At 65.4% G+C, this 14,550-nt stretch carries 13 protein-coding genes; all 13 read right to left on the bottom strand.

All coding sequences use genetic code 11. The annotated features are described in order from the left end of the window. Positions 1-19: 19 nt before the first annotated feature. Positions 20-1,690, bottom strand: a complete 1,671-nt coding sequence (locus tag ACVINW_RS29675; protein WP_456754539.1) for a ribonuclease J — start codon at positions 1,688-1,690, stop codon at positions 20-22. Beyond that, entirely contained in the window at positions 1,690-2,496 is an 807-nt protein-coding gene (locus tag ACVINW_RS29670) for a biotin--[acetyl-CoA-carboxylase] ligase (RefSeq protein WP_456756535.1), read from the bottom strand. The genes ACVINW_RS29675 and ACVINW_RS29670 overlap by 1 nt, the downstream gene beginning before the upstream one ends. Before the next feature lie 60 nt (positions 2,497-2,556). Then, a complete protein-coding gene (nuoN, locus tag ACVINW_RS29665) occupies positions 2,557-3,993 on the bottom strand; it encodes an NADH-quinone oxidoreductase subunit NuoN (protein ID WP_456754538.1) in 1,437 nt (478 codons plus the stop codon). 11 nt (positions 3,994-4,004) lie between these two features. Beyond that, positions 4,005-5,519 (bottom strand): NADH-quinone oxidoreductase subunit M, encoded by a 1,515-nt coding sequence (locus tag ACVINW_RS29660; RefSeq protein WP_456754537.1) that lies wholly within the window; start codon positions 5,517-5,519, stop codon positions 4,005-4,007. After that, positions 5,520-7,640, bottom strand: coding sequence for an NADH-quinone oxidoreductase subunit L (gene nuoL / locus ACVINW_RS29655; RefSeq protein WP_456754536.1), 2,121 nt, complete (start codon positions 7,638-7,640; stop codon positions 5,520-5,522). Positions 7,641-7,726: 86 nt separating this feature from the next. Continuing rightward, positions 7,727-8,035, bottom strand: coding sequence for an NADH-quinone oxidoreductase subunit NuoK (gene nuoK, locus ACVINW_RS29650; protein ID WP_016841823.1), 309 nt, complete (start codon positions 8,033-8,035; stop codon positions 7,727-7,729). Further along, on the bottom strand, positions 8,032-8,670 hold the full coding sequence (locus ACVINW_RS29645) for an NADH-quinone oxidoreductase subunit J (RefSeq protein WP_456754535.1): 639 nt from the start codon (positions 8,668-8,670) through the stop codon (positions 8,032-8,034). Before ACVINW_RS29645 ends, nuoK begins: the two co-directional genes overlap by 4 nt. Positions 8,671-8,679: 9 nt before the next feature. Beyond that, positions 8,680-9,174 (bottom strand): NADH-quinone oxidoreductase subunit NuoI, encoded by a 495-nt coding sequence (gene nuoI, locus ACVINW_RS29640; RefSeq protein ID WP_018271854.1) that lies wholly within the window; start codon positions 9,172-9,174, stop codon positions 8,680-8,682. 7 nt (positions 9,175-9,181) lie between these two features. Further along, on the bottom strand, positions 9,182-10,252 hold the full coding sequence (gene nuoH / locus ACVINW_RS29635; protein WP_456754534.1) for an NADH-quinone oxidoreductase subunit NuoH: 1,071 nt from the start codon (positions 10,250-10,252) through the stop codon (positions 9,182-9,184). 10 nt (positions 10,253-10,262) lie between these two features. Further along, entirely contained in the window at positions 10,263-12,338 is a 2,076-nt protein-coding gene (gene nuoG / locus ACVINW_RS29630; RefSeq protein ID WP_456754533.1) for an NADH-quinone oxidoreductase subunit NuoG, read from the bottom strand. Positions 12,339-12,347: 9 nt separating this feature from the next. Next, the gene (gene nuoF / locus ACVINW_RS29625; RefSeq protein WP_194454135.1) at positions 12,348-13,673 is read right to left on the bottom strand and encodes an NADH-quinone oxidoreductase subunit NuoF; all 1,326 of its coding nucleotides are present in this window, start codon (positions 13,671-13,673) and stop codon (positions 12,348-12,350) included. A 19-nt stretch (positions 13,674-13,692) separates the two neighbouring features. Continuing rightward, positions 13,693-13,917: a hypothetical protein gene (locus tag ACVINW_RS29620; RefSeq protein ID WP_456754532.1), complete on the bottom strand. Its 225-nt coding sequence runs from the start codon at positions 13,915-13,917 to the stop codon at positions 13,693-13,695. Continuing rightward, positions 13,917-14,528, bottom strand: a complete 612-nt coding sequence (gene nuoE, locus ACVINW_RS29615) for an NADH-quinone oxidoreductase subunit NuoE (RefSeq protein WP_016847752.1) — start codon at positions 14,526-14,528, stop codon at positions 13,917-13,919. Before nuoE ends, ACVINW_RS29620 begins: the two co-directional genes overlap by 1 nt. Positions 14,529-14,550 lie beyond the last annotated feature (22 nt).

Genomic DNA, 14,550 nt, shown 5'->3' with positions numbered 1-14,550 from the left:
TCCGGATCATGCTTCAGGCTCAGACCGTCAGGACGTGCACGACGCAGATCGGCTTCTTGCCCCATTGCTCGTTCAGCGCGGCCCGCACCGCCCGCCGCACCGACTCACCCAGCGCATCCGGATCGCGCCGCCGCGGCTTCGGCAGGCCCTCGATCGTCGATACCACCACATCGAACACGATGTCGTCGAGCAGTTCGCCCGCCGCATTGTTCTCCGGCATGCCGACCAGATCAACCTCGGGATCGTCGACCAGCTCGCCCTGCGCGGTCATGGCGATGGCGACGAAGGCGCAGCCGGCAAAGCCCATCCGGCGCCGCTCGACCACGGCGCGCGACTTGGAATCCTCCAGGATGGTCCCGTCCTTGTAGAGCCGGCCCGCCGGCACTTCGCCGACGATGCCGGGCTCGCCGGGCCCGAGCTTGACCAGGTCGCCGTTGCGGCAGGTCAAGACCTTCGGCACGCCGGCGGCGCGCGCCAGCTTGGCGTGCTCGGACAGATGCAGCGCCTCGCCATGGACCGGGATCAGGAGCTGCGGCCGCACCCAGGAGATCATGTCGCGCAGCTCGTCGCGGCGCGGGTGGCCGGAGACGTGCACCAGGTGCTCGCGGTCGGTGACGATCTCGACGCCCTGCATGACCAGGTTGTTGATGATGGAGCCGACCGCCTTCTCGTTGCCGGGAATGGTGCGGGAGGAGAAGATCACAGTGTCGCCCTTGTTCAGGGTGACCTGCGGATGGTCGTCATTGGCGATCCGGGCCAGCGCGGCGCGGGGTTCGCCCTGGCTGCCGGTGCACAGCGCCAGCACCTTGTCGGCCGGGAAATGGCCGTAGTAGTCGGCGCTGCGGAACTTGTGCGAGGCGTCGAGATAGCCGCATTCGCGGGCGACCTGGACCACGCGCTCCATGGCGCGGCCGACCACCACGACCTCGCGATCGGCGGCGTTGGCGGCATCCGCCACCGCCCGCACGCGGGCGACGTTGGAGGCGAAGGTCGTGACCGCGACCCGGCCCTTGGCCGCCTTGACCAGCTTCTTGATCGTGGCCGCAACCTCGGTCTCCGAGGGCGACCGGCCGTCACGCACCGCGTTGGTGGAATCGCCGACCAGCGCCAGCACGCCCTCGTCGCCGAGTTCGCGCAGACGCCGCTCGTCGGTCGGCTGGCCGATGATCGGGGTCGGATCGATCTTCCAGTCGCCGGTGTGCAGCACGGTGCCGACCTCGGTCTTGATCGCCAGCGCGTGCGACTCGGGAATCGAATGCGCGACCGGGATGAACTCGACATTGAACGGGCCGATATCGACCCGTCCGCCCGATGGGATCACGGTGACCGGAATTTTCGGCGGGTTGCGCTCGGCGGCGCATTTGGCCTCGAACAGCGCCGCGGAGAACTGCGTCGCGTAGATCTTGCAGCCGAGCTTCGGCCAGAGATCGATGATGGCGCCGAAATGGTCCTCATGGGCGTGCGTCAGCACGAGGCCCATCAGGTTGTTGCGTTCCTTCTCGAGGAAGCGGACGTCCGGCATGATCAAATCGATGCCCGGCAGATGCTCCTCGTCACCGAAGGAGACGCCGAGATCGACCGCCAGGAACGAACGCTGGTGGCGGTTGCCAAGGCCATAGATCGACAGGTTCATGCCGATCTCGCCGACGCCGCCGAGCGGTGCAAAGGTGAGCTCGTCGGGTCGCGCCATCAGTTCGCCCTCACCGAGGCTGCGTTGCCGAAATAGACCTCGCCGGCCGTCACGGGCATGCGCTGTCCGTCAGCGGAACGGACGATCAGGCAGCCGGTCTCATCGATCGTATCGAAGGTGCCTTCAAGGGTCGCGCTGCCGGTCTGGACCGCGACCTTGTCGCCGAGCCCGGCGGCACGCTCCAGCCACAGCCGGCGGATCTCGGGGAAGCCGCGGCCATCGTCCCAGATGCCGCGAAACTCGACCCAGGCGTCCGACAGTGCGGTAAACAGCTCCTCGGCACCGATCTCGACGCCGAGCGCGGCCAGCGACACCGCCGGCGTCGGCGTTCCCTCGGGTGCGGCGACGACATTGGTGCCGATGCCGACCACGACCGCAAGCCGATCGCCGATCGCTTCGGCCTCCAGCAGGATGCCTGACAGCTTCCTGCCGTTGGCCAAGACGTCGTTCGGCCATTTCAGGGTGAATTTCGGGGTGCCCGGCCCGAGCCGCAGCGCGGCCTCGATGCTGACTTTCCGGAGTGCTGCTTCGAGCGACAGCCCGGCGGCGAAACCGAGCGTGGCGGCGACCGCCGGCTGGACGTCCGTGACCTCGAGGATGCTGCTGGCGAGGTTGCCGCGCGGCGCGACCCAGACCCGCTGGCGGCGGCCGCGGCCGGCGGTCTGCTCCGGCGTCACGAACCACATCGGCCCCTGCTCGCCGTCGCGGGCGCGCAGCATCGCCTCGGCATTGGTCGAGCCGATCTGATCGAAGGCGGCGAGCCGATAGCCCGCCGTAATGGCCCGGGGTCCGAGCGTGAAGGTCATGTCGGAGTTATGCGCATGATCCGTTCCGAAAGCCAGCATCCCGTTTCGGAACCGTCCGCGTCAGAATAGCGACTTCGCGGCCGCCGTGGCCACGCTCACCAGCGGGCCCGGATAGGCGAAGAAGAAGATGTTGAAGATGCCGGCGACCGCAAGCACGGTGCGCAGCTCGACGCGGACCGGATCGAGCTTGCCGAGCGGCTGGTCGAAATACATCACCTTGACGATCGACAGATAGTAGAACGCGCCCACCACGCTGGTCAGCACGCCGATCACCGCGAGCGTGAACAGATTGGCCTTGATCGCGGCGACGAACACGTACCACTTGCCGAAAAAGCCCGCGAGCGGCGGCACGCCGGCCAGCGAGAACAGCAGCATCGCGAAGACGAAGGCGATCAGCGGGTTGGTGCGGGACAGGCCGGCGAAATCGCTGATCTGCTCCAGCGCCACGCCATTGCGCTTCATGGCCAGGATGATCGAGAACGAGCCGAGCGTCATCGCGACATAGATCGCGATGTAGACCAGCACGCCCTGCGCGCCCTCGACGGTGCCGGCAGCCAGGCCGACCAGCGCGAAGCCCATATGGCCGATTGAGGAATAGGCCATCAGGCGCTTGATGTTGCTCTGGCCGATCGCGGCAAACGAGCCCAGCGCCATCGAGGCGATCGCCACGAACACCAGGATCTGCTGCCACTGGGTGACGATGCCCGGGAACGCGGTCAGCGTCGCTCGGGTGAACACCGCGAGCGCCGCGACCTTCGGCGCGGAGGCGAAGAACGCGGTCACCGGGGTCGGCGCGCCCTCATAGACATCGGGCGTCCACATGTGGAACGGCACCGCCGACACCTTGAAGCACAGGCCGGCGAGCAGGAACACCAGGCCGAACACGATGCCGATGCTTCCCGTGGTCGCGGCCGCCGCGATGCCGGCGAAGCTGACCGTGCCGGTGAAGCCGTAGATCAGCGAGGCGCCGTAAAGCAGCATGCCCGACGACAGCGCGCCGAGCACGAAGTACTTCAGACCGGCCTCGCTCGACTTGGCATTGTCGCGCGCGCTGGCCGCGACGACGTAGAGCGCGAGGCTCATCAGCTCGAGGCCGAGATAGAGCGAGATCAGATCGCCGGCCGAGATCAGCACCATCATGCCGAGCGTCGACAGCAGCACCAGGATCGCGAACTCGAAATTGCGGGTCGACGGCTGCGACAGGTATTCGGTCGACAGGATCAGCGTCGCCGCCGAAGCGATTAGCGCCAGCACCTTCAGGAAGCGGGCGAAATCGTCGACGATGAAGCTGCCGCCGAAGGTGACGAGCTTGCCGGCCGGCAGCCAGAGCTCGAGCACGCCGGTCAGGATCAGCAGACACACCGCGAGCGCGGTGACGAGGCGCGTGGTGCCCTGCCCGCGATAGGCCCCGATCATCAACAGCACCATGGCGCCGACCGCGAGCACCAGCTCCGGCAGCACCGGCTGCAACTGATAACCTGCACTGGAAAAGCTCATGGGCGGAGGCCTTACTGGACGGTCAGCGCGGCTGCCTTCACGGCAGTCACGGCGGTTTGGTAATTGTTGACGAGTTGCTGCACCGAGGCCGCCGACATGTCGAGCACCGGCTTCGGGTAGACGCCGAACAAGATGGTCAGCGCGATCAGCGGGAACAGCGTCACGCATTCGCGGAAGGTGAGATCCTTGATCGACATCAGCGACGGCTTGACCAGCGCGCCGAACACCACCTTGCGGTAGAGCCAGAGCGCGTAGCAGGCCGACAGGATCACGCCCGTGGTGGCGAAGAACGCGGTCGGCAGCGAGATCTTGAAGGTGCCGAGCAGCGTCATGAACTCGCCGACGAAGCCGGAGGTGCCGGGCAGACCGACATTGGCCATGGTGAAGACCATGAAGGTCAGCGCGTAGAGCGGCATGCGGTTGACGAGGCCGCCATAGGCCGCGATCTCGCGGGTGTGCATGCGGTCGTAGACTACGCCGACGCAGAGGAACAGCGCGCCGGAGACGATGCCGTGCGAGACCATCTGGAACATGCCGCCGGCGACGCCCTGCGTCGTCACCGCGAAGATGCCCATGGTGACGAAGCCCATATGCGCGACCGAGGAGTACGCGATCAGCTTCTTCATGTCCTCCTGCATCATCGCCACCAGCGAGGTGTAGATGATGGCGATGACCGACAGCGTGAACACGAACGGCGCGAAGTCGTGGCTGGCCAGCGGGAACATCGGCAGCGAGAAGCGCAGGAAGCCGTAGCCGCCCATCTTCAGGAGGATCGCGGCCAGGATCACCGAGCCCGCCGTCGGCGCCTCGACGTGCGCATCAGGCAGCCAGGTGTGCACCGGCCACATCGGCATCTTCACCGCGAACGAGGCGAAGAACGCCAGCCACGCCCAGGTCTGCATCGAGCGCGGCACCGCGGTGTGCATCAGGGTCGGGATGTCGGTGGTGCCGGCGTTCCAGTACAGCGCCATGATGGCGAGCAGCATCAAGACCGAGCCGAGGAAGGTGTAGAGGAAGAACTTGAACGACGCATAGACCCGGCGCGGACCGCCCCAGACGCCGATGATCAGGAACATCGGGATCAGGCCGCCCTCGAAGAACAAATAGAACAGCACGAGGTCGAGCGCCGAGAAGGTGCCGACCATCAGCGTCTCCAGGATCAGGAACGCCATCATGTATTCGCCGACGCGGCTCGTCACCGACTTCCAGCTCGCGATGATGCAGAGCGGCATGATCGCGGTGGTCAGGATCACGAGCGGCAGCGAGATGCCGTCGACGCCCATGTGATAGGTGATGCCGGTGGCGAGCCAGGACGCCTTCTCGACGAACTGGAAGTCGGTGTTCGCGGCATCGAAGCGCGCGACCAGGATCAGCGACACCGCGAAGGTGATCAGCGTGGTCCACAGCGCGATCCAGCGCGCCGTGCGGTTGGCGCTCTCGTCGCCGCCCCGCGCCAGCAGATAGACCAGGATCGCGCCGACCGCCGGCAGGAAGGTCGTGACCGAAAGGATGGGCCAGGTTGTCATTTACTGGCCTCCCAAGCCGAACATGAACCAGGTGATCAATCCGGCAGCTCCGATCAGCATCGCGAAAGCGTAGTGATAGAGGTAGCCGGTCTGCAATTTCACGACGTTGCGGGTGACGTCGAGCACGCGGGCCGAAACGCCGTCGGGACCGAATCCGTCGATGACGAAGCCGTCGCCCTTCTTCCACAGCGTATAGCCGAGCCACTTGGCCGGACGGACGAAGATCCAGTCGTACAGCTCGTCGAAATACCATTTGTTGAGCAGGAACTGGTACAGCATCGGCTGCTGGTTCGCGAGCTCGACCGGCAGGTACGGCCTGCGGATGTAGAACAGGTACGAGACGAACAGGCCGAGCGCCATCATCACGGTAGGCAGCGGCGCGAGCCAGCTCGGCATGTGCTCCATGTCCTCGAGGATGTGCGGGTTCATCTTGATGGACTCGCGGAAGAACTCCTCGACGCCGTGCGGGCTGGCGAACACTTCCTTGAACGGCAGGCCGGCCAGGATCGAGCCGGCGGCGAGCACGCCGATCGGCACCAGCATCCAGACCGGGCTCTCATGCGCAGCCTCATAGTGCTTCTGGTCGTGCGGCTCGCCGAAGAACGTCTTGAAGATCAGACGCCAGGAGTAGAACGAGGTCAGGCCGGCGGCCGCGATCGTCAGGAGATAGGCGTAGGTCGCGAACGGATTGTGCGCCGCATAGGCAGATTCGATGATCGCGTCCTTGGAGAAGTAGCCGGCGAACAGCGGGAAGCCGGTCAGCGCCAGGGTGCCGATGCACATCACCGCGAAGGTGTACGGGATCTTGCGCCACAGGCCGCCCATGTTGCGGATGTCCTGCTCGTGATGCATCGCGTAGATCACCGAGCCGGAGCCCAAGAACAGCAGCGCCTTGAAGAAGGCGTGCGTGAACAAATGGAACATGCCGACCGAATAGGCCCCCGCTCCCATCGCCACGAACATGTAGCCGAGCTGCGAACAGGTCGAGTACGCGACGATGCGCTTGATGTCGTTCTGCACCAGGCCGATCGTGGCGGCGAAGAACGCCGTGGTCGCGCCGAAGAACATCACCACCGCCTGCGCGGTCGGCGACAGCTCGAACAACGGCGACAGCCGCGCCACCATGAAGACGCCGGCGGTGACCATGGTCGCGGCGTGGATCAGCGCCGACACCGGGGTCGGGCCCTCCATCGCGTCCGGCAGCCAGGTGTGCAGCAGGAACTGGGCCGACTTGCCCATCGCGCCCATGAACAGGAACAGGCAGGTCAGGGTCAGCGCGTCGACCTGATGGCCGAAGAAGTCGACGGTCTTGCCGGTCAGCCCGGGCGCGGCGTGGAAGATGGTCTCGAAATCGGTCGAGCCGACCAGCGCGAAGATCGCGAAGATGCCGAGCGCGAAGCCGAAGTCGCCGACGCGGTTGACCACGAAGGCCTTGATCGCAGCCGCATTGGCCGACGGCTTCTGGTACCAGAACCCGATCAGCAAATAGCTCGCGAGACCGACGCCCTCCCAGCCGAAGAACAGCTGCACGAGGTTATCCGAGGTCACCAGCATCAGCATCGCGAAGGTGAACAGCGAGAGGTAGCCGAAGAAGCGCGGCCGGTTCGGATCCTCGTCCATGTAGCCGATGGAATAGAGGTGGACGAGCGCCGAGACGGTGTTGACCACGACCAGCATCACGGCGGTCAGGGTGTCGACCCGCAGCGTCCAGGCCACCTGCAGGTCGCCCGACGTGATCCAGGGCAGCAGCACGACGCGGGCGTCATGGTGCATGAAGCCGACATCGACCAGGGTGAACCAGGACAGCGCCGCCGAGACGAACAGCAGACCCGTGGTAATCAGCTCGGCCAGCCGCGAGCCCGCCGCCGGCGGCTCGGAGACATGGTGGTCGTCATGGCCGCCATGCTCCATCGGCTCGTCGTGCGAGACGTGAACCTTGGATGCGTCCTCGCCGATCGTGTTGACGGGCTTCTCGCTGTGCGAGACGGCGGCATGACCGTGCGTATCATCGTGATGGTCGACGGTGTCGCCGCTCGGGCAGCGCGCATGCGCGCCGGTCAGCGCGATGATGCCCGCGAGAATGGCTCCCAGCAGCGGCAGGAAGACGATTGCCTGTATCATCGGATTCTCTCACTGCGCATGATCTCCTGACAAACGAAGGCGTTTGTCGGGGAAAACCGGCATCCACTTTTCCGGATCATGCGCGCCTAGCCCTTCATCAGATTGACGTCTTCAACCGCGATCGAACCGCGGTTGCGGAAATACACCACCAGCACGGCGAGGCCGATCGCGGCCTCGGCGGCGGCCACCGTCAGCACCAGCAGTGCGAACACCTGGCCGACGATGTCGCCGAGGAAGGTCGAGAACGCCACCAGGTTGATGTTGACCGACAGCAGGATCAGCTCGATCGACATCAGGATGACGATGATGTTCTTGCGGTTGAGGAAGATGCCGAGGATCCCGAGCGTGAACAGGATCGCGGCGACCGCCAGATAGTGCCCTAGCCCGATCGTCATTTCACCCACTCCGCCGCATCGGCATCCTGCAGGCCCTGCCCCGATGCCACCTTGCGCATCGCCATCGCCATGTCCGGCGTGCGCGCGTTCTGCACGTTGATGTTCTGCCGCTTGACGTTGGCCTTGTGGCGCAGCGTCAGCACGATAGCGCCGATCATCGCGACCAGGAGCACCATGCCGGCAAGCTGGAAGTAATGGATGTACTTCGTATAGAGCACGAGGCCGAGCGCCTCGGTGTTGCTGACATTGCTCGGGATCGCAGCCGTGATCGTCTTGGTCACCTGCGGGTTGATCACCCAGGCGCCAACGACCAGCAAGAGCTCGAACATGAAGATGCCGCCGATCACGATGCCGATGGGCAGGTACTGGATGAAGCCCTCGCGCAGTTCGACGAAGTCGACGTCGAGCATCATGATGACGAACAGGAACAGCACCGCGACGGCGCCGACATAGACCACGATCAGCATCATGCCGAGGAACTCGGCGCCCATCAGGATGAACAGGCCGGAGGCGTTGACGAACGCCAGGATCAGATACAGCACGGAATGCACGGGATTGCGCGAGACAATCACCATGACCGCGCAGGCCACGCAGACCGTGGCAAACAGATAGAAGAACAGCGCCGGAAGGATCATGCCCTCACCTCACCGGTACGGCGCGTCGAGCGCGATCGACTTCGCAATCTCGCGCTCCCAGCGGTCGCCGTTGGCGAGCAGCTTGGCCTTGTCATAGTACAGTTCCTCGCGGGTCTCGGTCGCGAATTCGAAATTCGGCCCCTCGACGATGGCGTCGACCGGGCATGCTTCCTGGCACAGGCCGCAATAGATGCACTTCACCATGTCGATGTCGTAGCGCACCGTGCGGCGGGTGCCGTCGTTGCGGCGCGGGCCGGCTTCGATCGTGATCGCCTGCGCCGGACAGATCGCCTCGCACAGCTTGCAGGCGATGCAGCGCTCTTCGCCGTTCGGATAGCGGCGTAGCGCGTGCTCGCCACGGAAGCGCGGCGAGATCGGGCCCTTCTCGAACGGATAGTTCAGCGTCGGCTTCGGCTGGAAGAAATAGCGCATCGCCAGGAAGAACGCCGAGACGAATTCCGAGAGCAGAAGCGAGCGGGCTGTTGCGTTGACATTGACACTCATGACGGCCTCACTTCGGCGCGATGCCGGCGAACTGCAGCACACCGGCCACGATCACCACCATCGCCAGCGACAGCGGCAGGAACACCTTCCAGCCGAGCCGCATCAGTTGATCGTAGCGGTAGCGCGGCACGATCGCCTTCGCCATCGCGAACATGAAGAACATGAAGAACACCTTCAGGGCGAACCAGACGATGCCCGGAATCCAGGTGAACGGCGGCAGGTTGACCGGCGGCAGCCAGCCGCCCAGGAACAGGATCGACGCCAGCGCGCACATCGTGGTGATCGCGACATACTCGCCGAGCATGAACAGGAGATACGGGGTCGAGCCGTATTCGGTCATGAAGCCGGCGACCAGCTCGGATTCCGCTTCGACCAGGTCGAACGGCGGACGGTTGGTTTCCGCCAGCGCCGAGACGTAGAACACCACGAACATCGGGAACAGCGGCCACACATACCAGTTCAGGATGGTGAGCTGCGGGAGGCCGATCAGGTGCGCGAGGCCGCGCGTGTTCTGCGCCTCGACCACCGCCGACAGGTTCAGCGAGCCGACGCAGAGCAGCACGGTGATGATGACGAAGCCGATCGAGACCTCGTAGGACACCATCTGCGCCGCCGAGCGCAGCGCGGCCAGGAACGGATACTTCGAGTTCGACGACCAGCCGGCCATGATGACGCCGTAGATCGACAGCGACGAGATCGCGAAGATGTAGAGGATGCCGACATTGATGTCGGAAATCACCCAGCCGAGGTTGAACGGGATCACGGCCCAGGCGGCCAGCGCCAGCACACAGGAGACCAAAGGCGCCAGCAGGAACACGCCCTTGTTGGAGCTGGACGGGATCACAGGCTCCTTGAGCACGAATTTGAGCAGGTCGGCGAAGGATTGCAGCAATCCGAACGGCCCGACCACGTTGGGGCCGCGGCGGATCTGCACTGCCGCCCAGATCTTGCGGTCGGCGAGCAGGATGTAGGCGATCGCGATCAGGAGCACGACGAGCAGCAGCAGGCTCTCCGCGACCATGATGATCAGCGGCCAGAGGAAGCCGGTCCAGAACGCGCTTGCGAAGAAATCAGCCATCAGGTCACGCTCACTCCGCTGCCGTCAGCATTTTGCCCGACGCCAGCCGCGAGCATTCCGCCATCACGGCAGAGGCCCGCGCGATCGGGTTGGTCAGATAGAAATCCTCGACGGTCGGCTTGAATGCCGCCTTGTCGACGCTGCCGCCCTTGCCGGCCTGCGCCCTGACGTCGTCAGCGTTGCCGGCCTCGATCTGGTCGAGCCGCATCAGGTGCGGATAGGTCTTGAACATGGACTGGCGCAGCGCCTGCAACGAGTCGAACGGCAGCTTCTTGCCGAGCACGTCGGACAGCGCGCGGATGATCGCCCAGTCCTCGCGGGCTTCGCCCGGCGGGAACGCGGCGCGGTTGGCGATCTGCGCCCGGCCCTCGGTGTTGACGTAGATGCCGGACTTCTCGGTATAGGCCGCGCCCGGCAGGATCACGTCGGCGCGATGCGCGCCCTGGTCGCCATGGGTGCCGATATAGACCACGAAGGTGCCGTCCGGCGCCTTGATCTCGTCGGCGCCGAGCAGAAACAGCACGTCGAGCGTGCCGAAGGTCGTCATCTGCGCGGCGGTCAGGCCGCCGGTCGCAGGTGAGAAGCCGATATCGAGCGCACCGGCGCGCGAGGCGGTATCCTGCAACACGGCAAAGCCGTTCCAGCCGTCCTTGAGCGCGCCGACATCGACGGCGAGCTTGGCCGCCTGCGCCAGCACCGCGGCGCCGTCATGCCTGGTGTAGGCGCCGGGGCCGACCAGGATGATCGGGTGCTGCGCGTTCTTCAGCACGTCGGCGAAGGAATGCTTGCCTGCGACGAGATCGGCCAGGGTATCGGTGCCCGCACCGAGATAGTCGATATCATAGGTGAAGTCGGCCTTGGCGCCGATCATGCCAACCTTGAGCCCGCCGGCTCGCCAGCGCTTGCGAATCCGCGCGTTCAGCACGGCCGCTTCCTTGCGCGGATGCGAGCCGATGATCAGGATCGCGTCGGCCTGCTCGATGCCGGCAATGGTCGGGTTGAAGATGTAGGAGCCGCGGCCCGCCTTGGCGTCGAAGGCGTCGCCGCCCTGCACCGCCAGATTGACCGAGCCGAACCCGGCGAGCAGCTGCTTCAGCGCGTACATTTCATCGACCGCGGCGAGATCGCCGGCGATCGCGCCGATCCGCTTGCCGTCGCTGCGGCCGACCTTGGCCGCAATAGCGGCGAAGGCTTCCTGCCAGGTCGCAGGCTTGAGCTGGCCATTCTCGCGCACGTAGGGACGGTCGAGGCGCTGCGTGCGCAGACCATCGACGACGTGGCGGGTCTTGTCGGAGATCCACTCCTCGTTAACCGCCTCGTTGATGCGCGGCAGGATGCGCATCACCTCGCGGCCGCGGGTGTCGACGCGGATCGCGGAGCCGACGCCGTCCATGACGTCGACCGACTGCGTCTTGCCGAGCTCCCAGGGCCGCGCCGCGAACGCATAGGGCTTCGAGGTCAGCGCGCCGACCGGGCAGATGTCGACGAGATTGCCCTGCAGCTCCGAGCTCAACGCGTGCTCGAGATAGGTGGTGATCTCCATGTCCTCGCCGCGCCCGGTCGCGCCCATTTCCGGCGCGCCGCAGACTTCGGCGGAGAAGCGGACGCAGCGCGTGCACTGGATGCAGCGGTTCATCGAGGTCTTGACCAACGCGCCGAGATACTTGTCCTCGACCGCGCGCTTGTTCTCGGCGAAACGGCTGGTGTCGACGCCGTAACCCATCGCCTGGTCCTGCAGGTCGCACTCGCCGCCCTGGTCGCAGATTGGGCAGTCCAGCGGATGGTTGATCAGCAGGAACTCCATGACGCCTTCGCGCGCCTTCCTGACCATCGGCGAACGGGTCGAGATCTCCGGCGGCTCGCCCTTCGGGCCCGGACGGCAGTCGCGCACGGCCCAGGCGCAGCTGGCGACGGGCTTCGGGCCGCCCTTCACCTCGACCAGGCACATCCGGCAATTGCCGGCGATCGAAAGCCGCTCGTGATAGCAGAACCGCGGAATCTCGGCGCCGGCCGCCTCGCACGCCTGCAGCAGCGTGTACTCGGCCGGCACATCGATCTCTTTGCCATCGACGATGATCTTGCTCATGTGTCTTCTCTACTCCGCCGCGACCATGTGGACGGGATCACGAACGCCCTGATCGTCGAGATCGGCCTTGTGCGAATATTGATCGATGCGCTCTTCGATCTCGTGACGGAAATGCGCAATCAGCCCCTGGATCGGCCACGCGGCTGCGTCGCCGAGCGCGCAGATGGTATGGCCCTCGACCTGCTTGGTGACCTCGAGCAGCATGTCGATCTCGCGCTTGTGGGCACGGCCCTCGGCCATGCGGGTCAAGACGCGCCACATCCACCCGGTGCCCTCACGGCACGGCGTGCACTGGCCGCAGCTCTCGTGCTTGTAGAAATACGAGATGCGCGCGATCGCCCGGATCAAATCGGTCGACTTGTCCATCACGATGACCGCCGCGGTGCCGAGGCCCGAGCGCAGCTTGCTCAGCGAGTCGAAATCCATCGGCGTGTCGATGATCTGCTCGGCCGGCACCATGCGCACCGACGAGCCGCCGGGGATCACGGCCTTCAGATTGTCCCAGCCGCCGCGGATGCCGCCGCAGTGCTTCTCGATCAGCTCGCGGAACGGAATCCCCATCGCCTCTTCGACGTTGCAGGGCCGCTCGACGTGGCCGGAGATGCAGAACAGTTTGGTGCCGACATTGTTCGGCCGGCCGATGCCGGCGAACCAGGCGGCGCCGCGGCGCAGGATATCGGGCGCGACCGCGATCGATTCAACGTTGTTGACGGTGGTCGGGCAGCCATAGAGGCCGACATTGGCCGGGAACGGCGGCTTGAGCCGCGGCTGGCCCTTCTTGCCCTCGAGGCTCTCGAGCAGCGCGGTTTCCTCGCCGCAGATATAGGCGCCGGCGCCGTGCGCGACGTAGATGTCGAACGGCCAGCCGTTGATGTTGTCCTTGCCGACCAGCTTGGCGTCATAGGCCTGGTCGATCGCGGCTTGCAGGCGCTCGCGCTCGCGGATGAACTCGCCACGGATGTAGACGTAGCAGGCATGCGCGCCCATCGCGAAGCTCGCGAGCAGGCAGCCCTCGACCAAAAGATGCGGATCGTGCCGCATGATCTCGCGGTCCTTGCAGGTGCCGGGCTCGGACTCGTCGGCGTTGACGACGAGATAGCTCGGACGGCCGTCCTTGGATTCCTTCGGCATGAACGACCACTTCATGCCGGTCGGGAAGCCCGCGCCGCCACGGCCGCGCAGACCCGATGCCTTCATCTCGTTGATGATCCAGTCGCGGCCCTTGTCGATGATCCCCTTGGTGCCGTCCCAGGCGCCTCGGCGGCGCGCGCCCTCGAGGCCCCAATCATGCAGGCCGTAGAGGTTCTTGAAGATGCGGTCCTTGTCGTCGAGCATAACAAAAACTTTCCGAACATCACCGATTGGCTTGGGAGTAAGCGAGCCCGGCGGCGCAGCCGCCGAACACGATGGCCCACAACAGGCTGGATTCCAGCGTGGCGCTCAGGCCGTAACGTTGCAGCAGGAACATGAAGCCGGCCGCGACGGCGGTATGCAGCGCGATCGTGCGCCAGGCCTGCATCGCTGCGCCCCTCCCTGCCCCGTCTTCCTGCCCGTTCGCCCGCACCTGAAAGCCCCGCATCAGGTGGTTTCCTTCAGCGTCGTCGGCCCGCCTGCGGGCGCCGAGAACTGACGGTCGATCTGCGGGCCCGGCTTCGGCGGATTGCCGGCGGCAAAGCCGTCGAGCACCTTGCCGAAGCTTTCCTTGGTCAGGTCCTCATAGGTGTCCTTCCAGATCAAGACCATCGGCGCGTTCACGCAGGCACCGAGGCACTCGACCTCTTCCCAGGAGAAGTTGCCGTCCTTCGACAGCTGGAACGGATCGTGATGGATGCGATGCTGGCAGACCTCGATCAGGTCGGCCGCGCCGCGCAGCCGGCACGGCGTGGTGCCGCACACCTGGACATGCGCCTTCTTGCCGACCGGCGAGAGCTGGAACATGGTGTAGAAGGTCGCGATCTCCAGCATGCGGATATGCGGCATCTCGAGCAGGTCGGCGACGGCGCGGATCGCCGCTTCCGAGACCCAGCCGTCATGCTGCTCCTGCACGCGCCACAGGATCGCGATCGCGGCCGAGGCCTGGCGGCCCGGCGGATATTTCTCGATCTGCTTCTTGGCCCAGGCCAGATTCTCGTCCGTGAACGTGAAGCTCGCGGGCTGCAATTCCTTCGGGGCAAGGCGCCGGACGGACATCGATCAAACTCTCAATTAGCGC

Source organism: Bradyrhizobium sp. USDA 4461 (genome assembly GCF_054055655.1).
Note: the sequence above shows the minus strand (reverse complement) of the source record. Positions and strands in the feature narration are given on the sequence as shown.

Excerpts from the sequence above, each read along its gene's own strand:
- ACVINW_RS29675 (WP_456754539.1), bottom strand. The coding sequence starts at position 1,690 with ATGGCGCGACCCGACGAGCTCACCTTTGCACCGCTCGGCGGCGTCGGC.
- ACVINW_RS29670 (WP_456756535.1), bottom strand. The coding sequence starts at position 2,496 with ATGACCTTCACGCTCGGACCCCGGGCCATTACGGCGGGCTATCGGCTC.
- nuoN (WP_456754538.1), bottom strand. The coding sequence starts at position 3,993 with ATGAGCTTTTCCAGTGCAGGTTATCAGTTGCAGCCGGTGCTGCCGGAG.
- ACVINW_RS29660 (WP_456754537.1), bottom strand. The coding sequence starts at position 5,519 with ATGACAACCTGGCCCATCCTTTCGGTCACGACCTTCCTGCCGGCGGTC.
- nuoL (WP_456754536.1), bottom strand. The coding sequence starts at position 7,640 with ATGATACAGGCAATCGTCTTCCTGCCGCTGCTGGGAGCCATTCTCGCG.
- nuoK (WP_016841823.1), bottom strand. The coding sequence starts at position 8,035 with ATGACGATCGGGCTAGGGCACTATCTGGCGGTCGCCGCGATCCTGTTC.
- ACVINW_RS29645 (WP_456754535.1), bottom strand. The coding sequence starts at position 8,670 with ATGATCCTTCCGGCGCTGTTCTTCTATCTGTTTGCCACGGTCTGCGTG.
- nuoI (WP_018271854.1), bottom strand. The coding sequence starts at position 9,174 with ATGAGTGTCAATGTCAACGCAACAGCCCGCTCGCTTCTGCTCTCGGAA.
- nuoH (WP_456754534.1), bottom strand. The coding sequence starts at position 10,252 with ATGGCTGATTTCTTCGCAAGCGCGTTCTGGACCGGCTTCCTCTGGCCG.
- nuoG (WP_456754533.1), bottom strand. The coding sequence starts at position 12,338 with ATGAGCAAGATCATCGTCGATGGCAAAGAGATCGATGTGCCGGCCGAG.
- nuoF (WP_194454135.1), bottom strand. The coding sequence starts at position 13,673 with ATGCTCGACGACAAGGACCGCATCTTCAAGAACCTCTACGGCCTGCAT.
- ACVINW_RS29620 (WP_456754532.1), bottom strand. The coding sequence starts at position 13,917 with ATGCGGGGCTTTCAGGTGCGGGCGAACGGGCAGGAAGACGGGGCAGGG.
- nuoE (WP_016847752.1), bottom strand. The coding sequence starts at position 14,528 with ATGTCCGTCCGGCGCCTTGCCCCGAAGGAATTGCAGCCCGCGAGCTTC.